This window comes from Mesorhizobium sp. BH1-1-4 (assembly GCF_020165665.1).
GTDB lineage: Bacteria > Pseudomonadota > Alphaproteobacteria > Rhizobiales > Rhizobiaceae > Mesorhizobium.
This window is the reverse complement of record NZ_JAIUIN010000033.1, coordinates 18,280-35,145: the sequence shown is the minus strand read 5'-3', so window position 1 is coordinate 35,145 and position 16,866 is coordinate 18,280. Positions and strand designations below refer to the sequence as shown.

14 protein-coding genes are annotated in these 16,866 nt (G+C 61.2%); 6 read left to right on the top strand and 8 right to left on the bottom strand.

The annotated features are described in order from the left end of the window. Positions 1-308: 308 nt before the first annotated feature. The 3 genes from LB569_RS30030 to LB569_RS30020 all read right to left on the bottom strand — a co-directional run bounded on the left by LB569_RS30030 (position 309) and on the right by LB569_RS30020 (position 3,371). The gene (locus tag LB569_RS30030) at positions 309-1,256 is read right to left on the bottom strand and encodes an ABC transporter ATP-binding protein (protein WP_224695163.1); all 948 of its coding nucleotides are present in this window, start codon (positions 1,254-1,256) and stop codon (positions 309-311) included. Beyond that, positions 1,253-2,179 carry an ABC transporter ATP-binding protein gene (locus LB569_RS30025; protein WP_224695162.1) on the bottom strand — a complete coding sequence of 309 codons (927 nt, stop codon included), beginning with the start codon at positions 2,177-2,179 and terminating at the stop codon, positions 1,253-1,255. The genes LB569_RS30030 and LB569_RS30025 overlap by 4 nt, the downstream gene beginning before the upstream one ends. 238 nt (positions 2,180-2,417) lie before the next feature. Further along, positions 2,418-3,371, bottom strand: coding sequence for a LysR family transcriptional regulator (locus tag LB569_RS30020; RefSeq protein WP_224695161.1), 954 nt, complete (start codon positions 3,369-3,371; stop codon positions 2,418-2,420). Between the two features lie 140 nt (positions 3,372-3,511). Here LB569_RS30020 and LB569_RS30015 point away from each other — a divergent pair, with 140 nt between their 5' ends. From LB569_RS30015 to LB569_RS29995, 5 genes are all read left to right on the top strand, one after another. After that, positions 3,512-5,446: an ABC transporter substrate-binding protein gene (locus LB569_RS30015; RefSeq protein ID WP_224695160.1), complete on the top strand. Its 1,935-nt coding sequence runs from the start codon at positions 3,512-3,514 to the stop codon at positions 5,444-5,446. A gap of 68 nt (positions 5,447-5,514) precedes the next feature. After that, entirely contained in the window at positions 5,515-6,552 is a 1,038-nt protein-coding gene (locus tag LB569_RS30010; protein ID WP_224695159.1) for an ABC transporter permease, read from the top strand. Then, positions 6,549-7,421: an ABC transporter permease gene (locus LB569_RS30005; protein ID WP_224695158.1), complete on the top strand. Its 873-nt coding sequence runs from the start codon at positions 6,549-6,551 to the stop codon at positions 7,419-7,421. The genes LB569_RS30010 and LB569_RS30005 overlap by 4 nt, the downstream gene beginning before the upstream one ends. A 20-nt stretch (positions 7,422-7,441) precedes the next feature. Beyond that, positions 7,442-9,112, top strand: coding sequence for a serine hydrolase domain-containing protein (locus tag LB569_RS30000; protein WP_224695157.1), 1,671 nt, complete (start codon positions 7,442-7,444; stop codon positions 9,110-9,112). A gap of 144 nt (positions 9,113-9,256) precedes the next feature. Next, complete coding sequence (locus tag LB569_RS29995) at positions 9,257-10,054, top strand: M55 family metallopeptidase (RefSeq protein WP_224695176.1); 798 nt, start codon at positions 9,257-9,259, stop codon at positions 10,052-10,054. A gap of 30 nt (positions 10,055-10,084) precedes the next feature. Here LB569_RS29995 and LB569_RS29990 read toward each other — a convergent pair whose 3' ends face one another. Then, positions 10,085-11,344 carry an amino acid deaminase gene (locus LB569_RS29990; protein WP_224695156.1) on the bottom strand — a complete coding sequence of 420 codons (1,260 nt, stop codon included), beginning with the start codon at positions 11,342-11,344 and terminating at the stop codon, positions 10,085-10,087. 161 nt (positions 11,345-11,505) lie between these two features. Here LB569_RS29990 and LB569_RS29985 point away from each other — a divergent pair, with 161 nt between their 5' ends. After that, positions 11,506-12,975: a M81 family metallopeptidase gene (locus LB569_RS29985; RefSeq protein WP_224695155.1), complete on the top strand. Its 1,470-nt coding sequence runs from the start codon at positions 11,506-11,508 to the stop codon at positions 12,973-12,975. Here LB569_RS29985 and LB569_RS29980 read toward each other — a convergent pair. From LB569_RS29980 to LB569_RS29965, 4 genes are read right to left on the bottom strand one after another with little or no spacing between them, the layout of a single operon-like run. Beyond that, complete coding sequence (locus LB569_RS29980) at positions 12,972-13,976, bottom strand: ABC transporter ATP-binding protein (RefSeq protein WP_224695154.1); 1,005 nt, start codon at positions 13,974-13,976, stop codon at positions 12,972-12,974. The two genes, LB569_RS29985 and LB569_RS29980, sit on opposite strands and share 4 nt — an antisense overlap. Further along, positions 13,973-14,968, bottom strand: coding sequence for an ABC transporter ATP-binding protein (locus LB569_RS29975; protein WP_224695153.1), 996 nt, complete (start codon positions 14,966-14,968; stop codon positions 13,973-13,975). The genes LB569_RS29980 and LB569_RS29975 overlap by 4 nt, the downstream gene beginning before the upstream one ends. Further along, positions 14,965-15,849, bottom strand: coding sequence for a D,D-dipeptide ABC transporter permease (ddpC, locus tag LB569_RS29970; RefSeq protein WP_224695152.1), 885 nt, complete (start codon positions 15,847-15,849; stop codon positions 14,965-14,967). Before ddpC ends, LB569_RS29975 begins: the two co-directional genes overlap by 4 nt. After that, the gene (locus LB569_RS29965) at positions 15,849-16,865 is read right to left on the bottom strand and encodes an ABC transporter permease (RefSeq protein WP_140707532.1); all 1,017 of its coding nucleotides are present in this window, start codon (positions 16,863-16,865) and stop codon (positions 15,849-15,851) included. The genes ddpC and LB569_RS29965 overlap by 1 nt, the downstream gene beginning before the upstream one ends. Position 16,866: the final 1 nt, after the last annotated feature.

The following is a 16,866-nucleotide window of genomic DNA, read 5'->3' as shown; positions in this document are numbered from 1 at the left end:
GGCACGCAATCGAGCAAGCTAGAACGCCTAGGCGCGATGCATCGCGCCTTTAAAGGCATTATGAGGAGACAGGCAATTGGCGCGCTGAGCGAGGCGCTGCGCCAGGGCCCAGGTGACCTCTGCGCTGATCGGCGCCTGCTGGCCGGAAAGGTCGGGACAGCGTCGCTGCGTTCATAGCGTCGACCAAGCGATGCCAAACTCGCCGAGATCGGTACGTGCGCACATCCAACATCAATCAGTGGGCTCAGATCTCGGCAGGCAAGCGACGTTCTGTGGACATAATTTCCCAGGCATCATCGGTTGGCGGATCAAGCCGTCTCCCGCACGAAATGCGTGGGTGAAACAGCGTTCATTGCTAGGCGTATCGGAACGAAATCGATTCCGCGTAGCGCGCTTGGAATCTCGTCTGACATCGGCTCTCGTCCAACCGATCGTTGTGCCGGATCAGCAACCGGAACCGTTGAAAGCAGCTTGCGGGTATAGGGGTGCTGCGGGTTGCCGAAGACCGAACGACGGTCGCCGATTTCCACGATCTCGCCCAGATACATTACGGCAACCCGATGTGCGATGCGCTCCACCACAGCCATATCATGGCTGATAAAGAGGATCGCGATGCTCATATCGCGCTGCAGGTCCATCAGAAGATTGATGACCTGCGCCTGGATCGTCACGTCGAGCGACGCGACCGCTTCATCTGCAATGAGCAGGCGAGGATCAAGCGCCAGCGCCCTGGCGATGCAGATGCGCTGCCGCTGCCCGCCGGAAAAGGCATGTGGATAGCGGTCGAGATACTCAGGGGGCAGATGCACTTTGGCAAGCAATTCCGCTGCTCTTTTCTGCAGCGCACCGCGTGGTGCAATGCGGTGGACGCGCATGGGATCGGTCAGCGCCTGCCCGATCGTCATGCGTGGGTTGAGAGACGAGAACGGATCCTGAAAGACCATTTGCACTTCGCGCCGAAACCGCGCGAGCGCCGCTCGCCGCGCACCGACCATCTCATTGCCATCATAGCGAATGGAGCCCGACAGGGGCTTGTCCAATTGCATTATGCTGCGCGCCACCGTGGACTTGCCGCATCCGGATTCTCCCACCAGCGCCAGCGTCTCACCGGGCAAAATATCGAAGGAAACGCCCTCCACGGCATGAACCCGCCCGGTGACGCGGCCAAAGACCCCACCTTTCAGCTCGAACCGGGTTATAAGGTCGCGGACTTCGACCAGGGGCTTGCGGTCCGTCGCTTGCGAACCGGCGCTCATGCTGCAGCCTCAGGCTCGGAGGCTTCCGCCTCGTATAAGACGAGCGGGAATTTTTCGGGCGCATCCTTGTCGGCCATGCTACCCAGTCGCGGCACCGCGGAGATCAACGCGCGAGTGTAACGATGGCGGGGAGCCGCAAAGATTTGGCCCACGGAATCCGACTCGACGATTTCCCCTTTCAACATCACGCAGACACGGTCGGCGATTTCGGCGACCACGCCCATGTCGTGGGTGATGAAAAGAACCGACATGCCGATCTCACGCTGCAGGGCGCGCACGAGATCCAGTATCTGAGCCTGGATAGTCACATCTAGCGCGGTTGTCGGTTCGTCGAGGATCATCAGCGAGGGCCGGCACGCCATGGCAATGGCGATCATGACGCGCTGGCGCATGCCGCCAGACAGCTGGTGCGGATACTGATCGAGCCGTCGGGCAGCGTCGGGAACGCGTACCAGCTTGAGCATATTCAACGCGATGTCGCGCGCTTCGCGCGGTGACTTGCCCTGGTGGCGAATGACCACCTCAGCGATCTGGTCGCCGATGGGAAACACAGGATTTAGGCTCGACATCGGGTCCTGAAAGACAATCGAGAACTCGAAGCCGCGAAGCCGCTCCATGCGCTTTTCCGAAAGCTGCGTCAGATCGGCTACCTGGCCATCCTTCAACCGCATTAGGACCCGCCCTGCCGTGATCCTGGCGCCGTCATATTCGGTGAGTCGCATGACGGTCATGGCGGTTACGGATTTGCCCGAGCCCGATTCACCAACCAGTGCCAGCGTCTCACCGCGCCGGATCTGAAAGGAAACTCCTTGAACTGCCCGTACAGCCTTTGTCGCGCCCGCCCCAAAGCAGACTTCGAGGTTTTCGACCGACAGGACAACATTGTCGGGAAGGTTCGCTGTGGCGGCGGACTTGGCTGTCAAAAAGGGGCTCCACGTGCAAACGCTGATCCACATCGAACGCGGTGAGCTCGCGGGCTGTCAATAGGGCCGCTCGCCGGCGAGCCTTGTGAGCAACCCCACCGGAAGGCCTCCGGGCGTCTTCGAGCACGGCGCCAGCCTTACAATGTCCGGCTTACAGCCGTGCTGCGCAGCGTTATGCAATTTCTGCATGCGTCCATCGGATTTCGCATTATGTGCGAGATCGGTTCGTTCAGCCGTCTCAGCGCATGGTAAGGGTTGGATCAAGTGTGTTGCGCCCGCGCGTTTGCTCGGCGGTCCGCAGGAGATATTTCCAAAGCGCGTCGCCTTCTCTATTGCGCGCGCCGACGCGACGAAAGATCCTGATCTCGATCTCCAGCGACATCTGCTGACCGCCGATCTGCACCAGTTCGCCCTGGGCGATCGATTTCTGGACGCAGATCTGCGGCAGCCAAACGACGCCTTGTCCCGCGATCGCCATCTGCTTGAGGCCTTCGGCAAGCGACGACTGGTAGACGATGCTGAGATTGAGAGGGCGGCGCCAGCGGGACTGGATGAGCGAGATCAGCTTTCCCAGATAGCCGTCGCTCCAGGAATAGGCGAGATATGGAATGATGGTCCCTTCGGGCACATCGATGTCGAAGAGCGGCGCTCCGTCTTGGTCGACACCTGAGACCAGAACCAAGCGATCCTTGCCGATCTGCAAGGATTCGAACGGGCCTCCCTCAAGCACAGGCGGACCGTCGGGGTGATCGTAAGTGATGGCAAAGTCGCACTTGTCCGATGACAGATGTTCGACGCATTCCAGAAAGTCGCCAGTGTGCATGCTGCTGCGGACCGGCGCATTGGGCATGTCCGGCTGGCTGATCCACTTGGGGAAAAAATAGATAGCCAGCGTATGAAGTGCTGCAAAGGTTAGGAGCCTTGAACTAGCGCCTGCAGCGTTGCGGCAATCGGTGCGCAGCCGGTACATGTCGCGAACCATTTCCTGACAGCGCGGATAAAAAACGTTGCCCGCGCTGGTGAGACGCACCGGGTATGTGCTGCGGTCGACCAGTTCAATCCCGACCCATGCTTCCAGCGTCTTGATGCGCCGGCTGAAGGCAGGCTGCGAGATGTTGCGGGACGCCGCCGCGGTCGAAAAATTCCGCGTTGCGGCGATCTCGAGGAAATCTTCAAACCACGCCAGCTCCATGATTAGCCTCATGCATTATTCGCATAACTGATCCTATCTACGCATTGGACACCAGCGCAAGGCTCCTCCTAGCTTCCCTCGCAACGATAAAAAACGACCTCGGGTCGAAAATGCCCTAGGCCAATTGTGGGAACAACACCATGAAAATGAAACGCGCCCTGGCCATAGCCTTCTGCATGGGAATTGGCGCTGTTGCGGCGCCTGCCGCGGCAGAAACCAAAAACCCCGGAACCTTCGTTTTCCTTTGGACCGATGACGTTCAGTCCTTCGATCCGGCCTATATCGCCAATACTCCGAGTTCGTACGGCGTATTGAACGTCTACAGCCGCCTGCTGAATTACAACGGCTCCCAGATTTCCGAGTTCGTACCTTCACTGTCGTCGCAAGTGCCCAGCCTCGAAAACGGCCTGATCAAACAGAATGCCGACGGCTCGGTCAGCTATACATTCCCGATCCGCAAGGGCGTCCACACCCACAAGGTCGGCATCAAGGGAGACGACGGCAAAATCACCTGGCAGTATTTCGACGGGCTGAGCGCAGAGCAGAAGGCCAAGATCGAACCCGGCTTCGGAGAGATCACGCCCGAAGACGTGCGCTACTCGCTGCTGCGCGCCATTCTCATGGGCCAGTCCTGGATGTCCAACGCCATCACCGAAGTGGTGACGGCCAGCAAATACACAGACGTCGCCAAATGGGTCGAAGCTGAAGGCAAGGTCTCGGATATCAAGGCTGCCAGCCCTGAGGCGCTTCGAAAGGTCTATGACGAACTCGCTTCGCAGATCACCGTCGAGGGCGACAATGTCACACTGAAGCTGCCGAAATCCTTCCCTGCAACGCTTGGCGTCCTGGCCTTGCCGTTCGGCGCCTCGATCGTCGACAAGGAATGGGTCTCCTCCGTCGGAGGCTGGGATGGCAATGGCGACACCTGGAAGAAATACTACCGTCCTGAACTCGGCGACGATCCGCTGTTTGCCGAGGAAAACGGCTCCGGTCCGTTCATGCTCGATGAGTGGGACAGGACGGACCGCCGCATCACACTGAAGCGTTTCGACAATTATTTCATGGGGCCGGCTTCGCTCGAGCGCGTGGTCATGCGCACCGTTCCGGAATGGACGACGCGTCGCTTGCAATTGCTTTCGGGCGATGCCGATTTCGTCGCTACACCGGTGGAATTCCTGGACGAGCTCAGTAAGACCGACGGGGTAAAGGTCATCGATGGCCTGCCCAAGGTTTTCAGTCGTGGCCTCTATTTCGCCTGGCCGATCGACGATGCCGACAACGCCGCCATCGGCAGCGGCCAGCTGGACGGCAACGGCATTCCCCCTGACTTCTTCTCCGACATCGATGTCAGGCAGGGTTTCAACTATGCTCAGAACTACGATGCGCTGATAAAGCAGGCGCTGCTTGGCAAAACCGTGCAGGCACGCGGCCCGACCGTGCGCGGCATCATGGGCTACCGTGCAGACTCGCCGATCTACACCTACGACCCGGCCAAGGCCGCGGAGCACTTCAAGAAGGCTTTCGGCGGCAAGCTGTGGGATACCGGCTTCACCTTCACGGCCTTCGTGCAGGAAGGCACGCCGCAAGGCACGGCCGCGCTTTCGGCGCTCCAGCAGGGATTGCAGCGCATCAACCCTAAGTTCAAGATGAAGATCCAGTCGCTGCCCTGGTCATCGATCTCCGACAAGCTCAACAATCGAGAGAAGCCCGCCGCACCACTAACCTATATGGGCTGGGGACCGGACTATTCCGATCCTGGTGGTCCGCTTGGGGCTGCAACATACTACCTGTCGCCGACCGGACTCGTCGGCGGCATGCTGGGCCAGGGCTACCGCGACCTGATGGCGGAAAAGTTCAAGCCGCTTCTCGACCAGGCCTGGGCATCAAGCGATCCGGCCGTGCGCGAGCCGATCTACGCCAAGCTGCAAGAAATGTCCTACGACTACGCCACCACACAATTCCTCTGGGAGGACTTCGGTTACATCGTCACCCGCAGCAACATCGACGGCTACGTCCACAACATGATCCTGTACGGCGCCTGGGACTTCTATCCCGTCAAGAAAAAGGCCGACTGAGTTTCGCGTCTGCTGGGCGGCATCGCCCGCCCGGCAGGCGATCCATTCCTCATGGCTCGGATGCTGATGTGCTGAACTACGCCTTGCGGCGGCTGCTGATGTTGCCCGTCGTTCTGTTTGCCCTGTCGCTGATGCTTTTTGCGCTGCAGATGTCGCTGTCGCCAACGCAGCGGCTGGCTGCCTACGCGCCGTCGCCGGACTTCCTGAAGGGCGGTCAGGAGAGCATTCGCAAGATGATCGAACAATACGGGCTCAACGACCCCTTCTACCTCCAATACGGACGCTGGATCGGCAATGTCCTGACCGGCAATATGGGCTGGTCCGAGACCGCGCGCCAGCCCGTCGCCCATGCCCTGGCGTCGCTCCTGCCGGCGACGCTGGAGCTGGTCCTGCTGGCATTCATCCCGGGGTTCCTGCTTGCCATTTATCTGGGATCGCGGGCCGGCATCCATCTCAACCGCTGGCCGGACCATTTGATCCGCATCTTCACCATATTGGGCTGGTCGTTCCCGGTGTATGTCTTCGGGCTCCTGATGCTGCTGATTTTCTATTCGGCGCTCGATTGGTTCCCGCCGGGCCGCCTCAGCCAATGGGCGCAGGCTGCCGTCACTTCGCCGGGCTTCACCCGCTACACCGGCGCGAACACGATTGACGCGCTGCTCAACGGCAATCTGGCAATCTTCGGGGATTCGCTGAGGCATCTTGCTGCCCCCGTGATCACGCTGACTTATGTCAACCTTGCCAACATGACGCGGGTGATGCGCACCTCGATGCTGGAGACCCTGCGCCAGGACTATGTCCGGACCGCACGGGCAAAGGGCATGCCCCGGCGGGTGGTGGAGCTGCATCACGCCCGGCGCAACGCGCTCCTTCCTGTCACGACCATCGCAGGCATGGAACTCGCAGCCATGATGGGCGGCGTCGTCATCACCGAGACCATTTTCGACTATGCGGGCCTTGGCCAGTTCGCGGCCAAGACGGCGGCCAATCTGGATTTTCCCGCAGTGCTTGGCTTCGGCCTCTATTTTGCGGTCGTACTCGTGGTGCTGAACCTTGCAGTCGACCTGATCTATCCCTTGCTTGATCCAAGGGTGAAGACGCGATGAGGGCGCTTGGCTATCTGAAGCGCAATCCGATGTCCCTGGTCGGCGTGCTCCTGCTTACAGCCTTCGTGCTGGTAGCGATTTTCGCACCTGTGCTTGCACCGCCCCAGGAATTCCAGATGTCGGTCTACGACACCCCCCGCGCGGGCTTCCTGGCAACCCCGCAGCCGCCATCGCCAGAAGCGATTTTTGGGACGACTGAAGGACAGTATGACATCTATTACGCCGTTATTTGGGGCACCCGCACGGCCTTCAAGATCGGCCTCGGCGTCGTTGCCATCTCCGTCCTGATCGGAACGGTCGTAGGGTCGATCGCAGCCTTCTACGGCGGTGTCGTCGACGAGGTGTTGATGCGCATCGTCGACGTCTTCATGGCGGTGCCATTCCTCATCGCCGCAATGGTGCTCACTGCTCTGCTGGGCAAGGGCCTTGGCCCGATAACGGTCGCGCTGACGACCTTCGGATGGATGGGCTATGCGCGTGTTGTGCGCAGCGAAATCCTGCGCATCCGCGAGATGGATTTCGTCAATGCGGCCAGATGCTATGGCGCCGGCGACTTCAGGCTGATCGTGTTCCACATCCTGCCCAACGCATTCTTTCCCGTGCTCGTCCTAGCAACCATGGCCACCGGTTCAATGGTGCTCACTGCCTCAGCGCTCAGCTTCCTCGGCGTCGGCACCGAAGAGGGCTACGCCGATTGGGGGCAGTTCATCGCCTACGCCCGCAACTGGATCGTTGGACAACCCGGCAATCCGTTCCAGTACTGGTATACGCTGGCCTTTCCAGGCGCCGCGATCTTCCTGTTCGTGCTGGCATGGAACCTAGTCGGCGATGCGTTGCGCGACATTCTTGATCCCCGCCAAACAGATTGAAAATCAGGGAGTATCTTTCCGTGTCTTCGCTTTCCCCCAGCGCCATCGAGCTTCTCGAAGACCTTATCCGCCATGAGGTGGAGGACAAGGCGATCCCGTCCATCTCCTATGCCCTTGTCGACAGGGAAGGTCTGATATCGCAGGGCCACATACAGCGGCATGATCGTCACTTCGACATGAAGAGCGATACGTGTTTCCGCATTGGCTCGATTACCAAAACCTTTACATCGGTTGCCATCATGCAGCTTGTCGAGAAGGGCCTGGTCGACCTTGATGTCGATGTCTCGGAATACCTGCCAGGATTCCATCCGGTCAATCCGTTCGCCGGTCGCGAAAGCGGACCGCACGGCTCCCAGATAAGCCTGTCCAAGCTGATGAGCCACACTGCCGGTATCGTGCGTGAGCCCAAGAGCGGCCATTACCTGGATTCGCGCAAGCCGCCGCTCGCCGACACAGTCGCCGAACTTGCGACGTCGACGTTGAAGCAGGACCCCAGCACCGGCATCATGCATTATTCCAATGCCGGCATTGCAGTTGTCGGCATGGTGATCGAGCGTGTGACGCGAAAGAGCTATTCCGACTACATCACCGAAAACATCCTCAAACCGCTGGGCATGAAGGACACATCGTCCGGGATGGCTCCGGGCATCCGCGAAAGGCTGGCGCCCGCCGACATGTGGACGCTGGACGGGGATAGTCCAGCGCCTGTGTTCAACCTCGGCGGTTCGCCTGCCGGCAATATTTTCTCCACCACGTCGGACATGGCCAGCTATACGCAGTGCCTGCTGCGCGGCGGCTTTGCCCCCAATGGCGATCCCATCGTCAGTCCCGCATCGCTGCGCAAGATGTGGACCCCGATAGGCAAGCGCCCTGAAGGTCACAACAAGGACCTGAACGGTTATGGCCTCTGCTTCGGCGTTGGCGATATGGACGGATGGACGTCGGTCGGTCATGGCGGCGCCGTTTATGGCTACGCATCGCAGATGATGCTTTTGCCCAGCGCCGGTTTAGGTATCCTGATCTTCGCGACGCTTGATTTCGCCAATCAGATCGCCTCGCAGCTGGCCGGCGACGGCCTGCGGATCGCACTTGCCGATCGCTGCATGGGACGCATGCCGTCTCGCAACCAGAACCCGCCATCCATTACGCAAGATCAGTTCGCGGCGCTGCCTGGCCTCTATCGCCAAGAGGCGAGCGGCGAGGTGGTTGAGGTCAAGAACAAGGACGGTAAGCTCTATCTGATGGGCGAGGGCGTGCCGCTTCAGATCCGCCCGGTCTCGGGCAATGACTTTGTCATCGACGGACGCATCTATGGGCGCGGCGCCGACTACGCGCATATGAACCTGTCCTTCTCCAAGGCGAACGAGCTGACATGGAAAGGAGCCAATTGGTCGCGTGTCGACACGCTTCCTGTCGAAAAGGTGCCGCCCGAGATCGCGCCGCATCTGGGCGAATACGGACCGGATTTCAACATAACTTATCTCAGCTACAGCCACGGTCAGTTGAAATGCCTGATCGAATATTTCTGCACCCATACATGCGAGCCGGTTGATGCTGGCCGCTTCCGCATGCACGGCCTTCTCTACGAGGAAGAGATCCTCGAACTGGACGCCGTCGACGACAATGGCCGCCGGGGCATTCGGGTCGGGCCGATGTTCCTGGTGCGCCGGCAGGCTGAAATGGCGGCCTGAGGAACAGACACTGAGCCATGTGAGGTCGGGCCATGTGAGGTCGGACCTTGCGAAGCGCGTGTCATGGATCGCACGGCCGGCAAGAAATACAGACGCCGCGTGAGCGGCGACACGACGACAGCTGCGAAATCGAAAGGCAAGAACATGAAAGTCTTCATCAGCGCCGACATCGAAGGCACGGCGGGCATCACCAACTGGGACGAGGCGCGCAAGGGCAATCCCGACTATGCGGAATTCCGCGAGCTGATGACCGACGAACTGGTCGCAGCCTGCGAAGGCGCTAAAGCGGCAGGCGCTACCGAAGTCGTCGTCAAGGACGCCCACTCGACGGCGCGCAACCTCATCTTGTCCAGGCTTCCCGACTATGTGCGGATCGTGCGCGGCTGGAGTGGACACCCCGATGCGATGATGTTCGGCATTGACGAAAGCTTCGATGCCGCTCTGTACACGGGCTATCACAACAAGGCCGGAACCGACACGAACCCGCTGGCACATACGTTGACCGGCACCGTGTCCAGAATGCTGATCAACGGGGAGGTGGCATCCGAATACACCCTGAACGCGCACTGCGCTGCCCGTTACGGTGTGCCCTCGGTCTTCCTCTCGGGCGACGCCGGCATGTGCGGTGAGGCAAGAGCACTGGTGCCCGAGATCTCAACGGTTGCGACCAGCGAAGGCTTTGGACCGGCCACGTCCTCCCTGTCGCCGCAAGGCGCCGTCAAGGCCATCCGCGAGACCGTGGAAGCCTCGCTGTCGCGCGATCTGTCGAAATGCCTGCCGAAACTGGCCGACAGGTTCGAACTCATCGTCGAGTATACCACGCCGATCGAAGCTTATAGGGGAAGCTGGTATCCCGGCATCGAGCACCCCGCGGCGCGCACGCTTCGCTTCGAGGCAGACAATTTCTTCGACATCCTGCGCGCGATACGGTTTGTCGTGTGAGCCAACAGGGCGCCGTGACAAGGAGTTTGATCAGAAATAGGTCTTAACCGCACCGATGATGTCGTAGTCGTCATTGACGAGGAACAGCACATCCCATTTGTCGAATGTCGTGCAGGGATGCGAGATGCCGAGGCCGATGCGGTCGCCAATCCGCACAGCCGCCGAGGCAGGGTAGTGCATATAGGCGTGCTGGTCGTTGCTGGCAAAAATCTCGCATCCGATTAATGGTTCGGGCAACTCGCCGCCGCGCGAAATCAGAAGCGGGGCCGGCAGGCCGGAATCCGTACCGAAATCGCGCTTGCCGGCGGTCAGTATGGCGAGGCCAGGCTCGGGACATGACTGCACATGGGTCCACACTTCCAGCGCATTGACCAGTCCGACAGGTTCTCCGGTCGCGGCAAGAATGCGCTGCTGCTCGGCTTGATAGACACCTGAATCATGGCTGACATAGCAGCCACTGCGTGTGACGGTCTGCGCGTTGCTGCCGGCCAGGCCCTTGACTACGACATCATAGAAGGAGGAGCCGCCGGCGGTGACGATTGGCGGGGTGCGTTCGAAAAGACCTTCGCGAACGCAGCTGTCGAAAAGAGTGACGATCTCGTCGATGAAGGTGCTGACCGCATCGGCGGGGCCGCCATTCCCAGGCCTCAACAACCCTTCGAAGGCCTCGATGCCACAGAGCTTCAGTTCCGGCGCTGCACGGGTCGCGCGCGCTATTTCGAGCGCGGTCTCATTGTCGCGGCATCCCGTCCTGCCGCCCGCATATCCGCGCTCGACCAGAACCTGGATAGGAGGAGCCTTCGCCCCGCCCCGCCTGACGGCCTCGGAGGCTGCCCTGACGCCATCCGGGCTGTCGACCAGCATGAAGAAATCGAAGCCGGGCGACGCGGTCAATTCGGCAACCAGGACGTCGAGCTCGAGCCTCCCGACAAGTTGGTTGGCCAGCACAATGCGATCAATGCCGAAGCGGCGGCAGACTTTCAGTTGGTGGAGCGTGGCCACCGTCACACCCCAGGCGCCGTCGCGCAGCTGGCGCTGCATGATCTGCGGCGCCATGGTCGTCTTCACATGCGGTGCGATGACCGCATTGCGCTTGCCGACAAAGGTCTGCATCCAGCGCGAATTGTGATCGAGGGCCGACTCCCGGAGGATGGCCGCGGGCAACGGGACATCTCCACGTACGAGATTCCAACCCATAGATCCTATGTCCAGCAGACGCGCCGAGCCGCCTGGTGGAATGCCTTTGGTCGTCTCGTCGAGGATCAGATCGTCCAGTGGGTCCAGGTTCATTGGCGTTGCGCTCCCTACTGCGCTCCTGGCGGGTAAAATTTCCGGCGCCATCGGCCGGCTCGCGTCTTGTTTTCCGCCTTCAAGGTGCTTGCATGAATCATATAATGGTTTGATGATGAGAAAAGAATTTTCTTAAACGAAAGAACGGAAAAGAGGGCACGATGCGGATTTTCATAGCCGGTATGGATACGGAGACCAACACCTTCGCGCCGATTCCCACGGGCTACCACAGCTTCGAGGAGATGGGCATCGCGCGCGGCGACGCGACCAAAAAGGCGCTCAACGAGCCTTCCTGCCAGCTGTTCATCTGGCGCCAGCGCGGCGAGGCAGACGGGCATGAGATCATCGAAAGCCTTTGCGTGTGCGCCGAGCCTGGCGGCATCACCATCCGCAACGTCTACGAGCAGTTCCGCGACGAGATTCTGGCCGAGCTGAAGGCAGCCATGCCCGTCGATTGCGTCCTGCTTGCCTTGCACGGAGCGTTTGTTGCGGAAGGTTATGACGATACGGAAGGCGACTTTCTGGCCCATGTGCGCGCCGTTGTTGGCCCCGACATCCCCGTTGGCGCCGAACTCGATCTGCATTGCCACACAACTCGGCAGATGGTCGACAGCGCCACCGCGATCGTCACCTACAAGGAGTATCCTCACACCGACATCATGGACCGCGCCGGCGAGCTCTACCGCATCATCGTCGACACAGTGGAAGGCAAGGTTCGGCCGGTCATGGCGCTCTACGACTGCCGCATGATAAGCACCTTTCGGGTGCAGGAGGAGCCGATGCGCGGGTTTGTCGATGCCATGACGGCAGCCGAGAAGGAGGACGGCATCCTGTCTGTCTCTCTCGGGCACGGCTTCCCTCACGGCGATGTGGAGGATGTCGGCGCCAGGATGCTGGTTGTGACTGACGGCGACACGGCGCTGGCCGAGAGGACAGCGGAGAAATTCGGCAGACAACTCTTTGCCCTTCGCCACGAACTCAGCCCTAACTTCCTCGGCATCGACGAGGCGCTCGATCTCGCGCTCGCCGATCTGGAAGGACCGGTGGTGATTGCCGATGTGTCCGACAATGCCGGAGGCGGCGCGCCTGGCGATTCAACCTACATCCTGCGGCGACTGGTCGAGCGCGGCATCACGAACGTCGCCAGCGCCATGTATTGGGACCCGATCGCCTACCGCTTCTGCGTCGAGGCAGGCGTTGGCGGAACCATCGACCTTCGCGTCGGTGGCAAATGCGGCGTCTTTTCCGGTACGCCGATGGATTTGCGCGTTACCGTGAAAGGCCTTGGACGTGACCTGACGCAGCGCTTCGGCACCATGCCGTGGCCGCTCGGCGACGCTGTCTGGGTCACGACAGACAGTGGCATCGACCTGGTCATCAACACCGTGCGCACGCAGGTCTTCCATCCCGAATGCATGACCGCACTTGGCCTTGATCCCACACGCAAACGCATCATCATCGTGAAGTCGAACTACCACTTCCAGGCAGGCTTCGCCCCGATCGCCAGGCGCATCCTGTTTTGCGCGCCGCCGGGTGCGACCCAACCGAACTTCGCATCCATACCCTATACGAAGCTCAAGACGCCATACTGGCCCAAGGTGGAAGACCCGTTCGCCACAGAGGCGGCTTAAGCCGTCGCATCGCTGGGGAAGGCCGGACGCGGCGCTGAGCGCGGACGGCCCATCCCGTGGACGTTTGTGACGAGGTGACAACGCACCTTTCGCAAGCCGTCGGCCGCGACCAGAAGCTGCGGCTGCTCGCAGCCGGCCGTCGCAGACGGGCATCGCTCCCGAAAGAAGCAACCGGTCGGCAGCGTGCGGTTGCTCGGCAACTCGCCGGCGCGCGGTGCAATTGAGGCCAATGGACGGTCGAAACGCGGAACGGCATCGAGCAGCGTCCTGGTATACGGGTGGCTTGGCGCATCAAGCACGTCGAGCGTCGGACCTTCTTCAACGATCTGGCCGAGATACATGACGGCGACACGATCGGCCACGTGACGCACCAGCGACACGTCATGCGAGATGAGCACATAAGAGAGCTTGCGCTGCGCCTGCAACGACAGCAGCAGATTGACGATCTGCGCCTGCACCGACACGTCGAGCGCGGAGGTCGGCTCATCGAGGACCAGCAGCGCCGGTTCGACGGCGAGCGCCCTGGCAATCGCGATGCGCTGGCGCTGGCCGCCCGAGAACTCATGGGGATAGCGATCGACGTGTTCCGGCCGCAAGCCGACCGAGACGGCGAGTTCGCTCGCGCGGTCGATCAGTTGTTTGCTTGTATAACCACCGCGAATGTGGAGCGGCTCGGTGATCAGGCGCCAGACGGGGAGGCGCGGATCAAGCGAGGATTGCGGATCCTGGAAGATGATCTGGATTTGGGTGCGCCGTGCCCGATCGCGTTCCGTCCCCCTGAGCCTGATCGCGCCCGCGGAGATATCGGTCAGACCCAGGATCGCTTGGCCAAGCGTGGTTTTTCCACAACCCGATTCGCCGACAATGCCGATCGTCTCGCCTTCAGCCACACTGAACGACACGCCGTTGACGGCATGAACGTCGGCGCCGCCGAACCAGCCCGACGTGACGCGGTAGCAGACTTCCAGGTCTTCAACGGAGAGGAGAGGCGGCTCGGTCACGCGGATTGCGTCTCCTCGATACGGCGCCAGCAGGCGGCGCGCCGGGCAGGATCTATCGCGGCAAGCGGCGGCACCGCCTCGCAGCGTTCATCGGCTTCGCGGCAGCGTGCTTTGAAAAGGCAGCCAGCGGGCGGGTCAAGCAGGTCGGGCAAGGTGCCCGGGATCTGTTCCAGCGGCTGTTTGGGTGCGGCAAGCCCCGGCAGGCAGCGGATCAGGGCGCGCGTATAGGGATGCGCTGGCGCTGCCAGCACCGACGCGGTCGTGCCTGCTTCCGCGACCCGTCCGGCGTAGAGCACATAAAGGCGGTCGCAAAGCTGCGACACCACGGCCATGTCGTGCGATATGAAAACAACCGCCGTGCCGGTGCTTGTCGCCTTGTGCTTGATGAGGCTCAAGATCAGCGCCTGCACTGTGACATCGAGTGCCGTCGTCGGTTCATCGGCGATGATAAGCTTTGGTTCGCACGAGAAGGCCATGGCAATCAGGACACGCTGCCGCATGCCCCCGGAAAGCTCGAACGGATAGGCCTGCATGATGCGTTCAGGCTCGCTGATCAGCATGTCGCGCAGCAGGCCTATGGCTTTGATGGTTGCCGCCTTGGCGTCGAGGCGCTGGTGACGGCGGATGACCTCGACGATCTGCTCGCCAATCCGCCGGGTCGGGTTCAGCGCATTCATCGGTTCCTGGAAGATCGTCGATACAAGCTTTCCACGCACATGCTGGAGCTCGCGCTCGCTGAGCTTCATGGAATCGTTGCCAAACAGCCGGATGCCGCCAGCGGTGATGTGCGCGCTGCCCTTGGGCAGCAGCCGTGTCGCCGCCATCATAGTCACTGACTTGCCGCAGCCGGATTCGCCGACAATGCCGACAATCTCGCCGGCGCGGACATTGAGGCTGACGCCGTTCAGCGCTTTGATCGGCCCGCGAGAGGTGCGGAACTCAAGCGACAGATCGGAGATTTCGAGCAGGACATCGCCAGACGGTTCGCTCATCGTCCACCCAGTCTCGGGTCGAGCATGTCGCGCAAACCGTCGCCAAGCAGGTTGAAGCCCATGGCGCTGACCAGGATGGCGAGACCCGGAAAGGTGATATACCACCACTGGTCGAGGAAATAATTGCGCCCGCTCGACACCATGGACCCCCATTCTGACGTTGGCGGTTGGGCACCGAGCCCGATGAAGCTGAGGGCTGCCGCCGTCAAGATGGTGCCGCCAAGGTCAAGCGTTGCCTGGACGATGATTGGCGATAGCGCATTGGGCAGAATGTGCCAGCGCAAGAGATAGGCAGGCGAGGCGCCAAAGCTGCGCGATGCCTTCACATAGGTGCGGTTGCGCAAGGACAGCGTCTGCCCGCGCGCCAGCCTGACATAGGCGGGCACCCGCACCACGGCAACGGCCAGCATGGCGTTGAAGAGGCTTGGCCCCAATGCCGCCGACAGTGCCATGGCGAGGATCAGTGCGGGCAGCGCTAGGAAGACATCCATCAACCGCATGATGGCGGTGTCGACTATGCCGCCGACGACGCCGGAGAGGCAGCCGATGATCGAGCCGATGACGGTCGAAAGGATGACGATGGCAAAGGCGATGCCGCAGGATGCACGAGCTCCGAAGAGCACCCGCGAAAACAGGTCGCGCCCGACCTCATCGGTGCCGAAGACATGCTGCAGGCTTGGCGCGGCAAGCCGCGCCGACAGCGAGATCTTGTCGGGCGGATAGGGCGCCAGGAGAGGCGCTGCGATGATGACGGACAACACCACCAGCGCTATCGCAGCGCCGACCAGGGTGAGGGGACTTCCCTTCACGCGGTACCACAAGCGGCCCACGCGAAGCCGCGATACAGCCTGCCGCGGTGCGCCGATCCCATCCACCGCCATCAGCCGAGTTCCCTGATCTGTGGATCGAGCATCATATAAGTCAGGTCGACCGCCAGATTGATCAGCACGTAGCCCAGCGAGGCAACGATGGTGAAGCCCATGATGGCTGGAAAATCCAACGTCTGGATGGAGGATACGACGTAGCTGCCCATGCCCGGCCAGGCAAAGATCGTCTCGGTCAACACCGCTCCATAGAGCAGGTCGCCGAAGGCCAGACCAAGCAGCGTCACCGACGGGATCAGGGCGTTGGGCAGTGCGTGCCGCAGGATGACCGCCGAACGCGACAGGCCGTTGGCACGTGCGGTCCTGACGTAGTCCTCCTGCAGGACGTCCAGCATCGAAGCCCGTATCTGACGCGTGATGATGCCCAGGTTGGCGAAGGCAAGAACGAAGGCCGGCAGGACGAGATGATAGAGCGAAGACCAGAAGGCCTTCATATTGCCGGCTACAAGAGAGTCGACCAGGAAGAAGCCGGTGATGCGCACTGGGGCCGCGATGCCAAGCGTGATACGGCCGCTGCCGGGCAGGATGGGTATCTTCACATAAAACAGCAGAATGAGAGCCAGTCCAAACCAGAATACCGGCATCGATATGCCGGCAACGGAAACGACGCGCGCTGCCTGGTCGATCGGACCGTCCTTGTAGATCGCCGAAAGCACGCCGAGCGGCACGCCGATCATGATCGCCATCACCAGCGCGGTGATGCCGAGCTCAAGTGTGGCGGGCAAAAACAGTGCGATGTCGCCGGCAACCGGACGGCGCGTGCGCAAGGACTGGCCGAGATCGCCCGACAGGAGCTGCCTGACGTAAATGACAAACTGCTGGGTGACGGGTTTGTCCAGGCCAAGGTCCTGGCGCACATGCGCCAGCGTTTCGGCTGACGCCTTGTCCCCGGCAATCAGCTGTGCCGGGTCGCCGGGGATCAGATGGGAAATCGTGAACGTGACGACAGCCACACCGGCCACGACGAAGACCAGCAGGACCAGGCGCCGAAGGATCGTTGAGATAAGCGGCATA

Coding starts and splice junctions, on each gene's coding strand:
- LB569_RS30030 (WP_224695163.1), bottom strand. CDS start 1,256: ATGAGCGCCGGTTCGCAAGCGACGGACCGCAAGCCCCTGGTCGAAGTC.
- LB569_RS30020 (WP_224695161.1), bottom strand. CDS start 3,371: ATGGAGCTGGCGTGGTTTGAAGATTTCCTCGAGATCGCCGCAACGCGG.
- LB569_RS30015 (WP_224695160.1), top strand. CDS start 3,512: ATGAAAATGAAACGCGCCCTGGCCATAGCCTTCTGCATGGGAATTGGC.
- LB569_RS30005 (WP_224695158.1), top strand. CDS start 6,549: ATGAGGGCGCTTGGCTATCTGAAGCGCAATCCGATGTCCCTGGTCGGC.
- LB569_RS29995 (WP_224695176.1), top strand. CDS start 9,257: ATGAAAGTCTTCATCAGCGCCGACATCGAAGGCACGGCGGGCATCACC.
- LB569_RS29990 (WP_224695156.1), bottom strand. CDS start 11,344: ATGAACCTGGACCCACTGGACGATCTGATCCTCGACGAGACGACCAAA.
- LB569_RS29985 (WP_224695155.1), top strand. CDS start 11,506: ATGCGGATTTTCATAGCCGGTATGGATACGGAGACCAACACCTTCGCG.
- LB569_RS29975 (WP_224695153.1), bottom strand. CDS start 14,968: ATGAGCGAACCGTCTGGCGATGTCCTGCTCGAAATCTCCGATCTGTCG.
- ddpC (WP_224695152.1), bottom strand. CDS start 15,849: ATGGCGGTGGATGGGATCGGCGCACCGCGGCAGGCTGTATCGCGGCTT.
- LB569_RS29965 (WP_140707532.1), bottom strand. CDS start 16,865: ATGCCGCTTATCTCAACGATCCTTCGGCGCCTGGTCCTGCTGGTCTTC.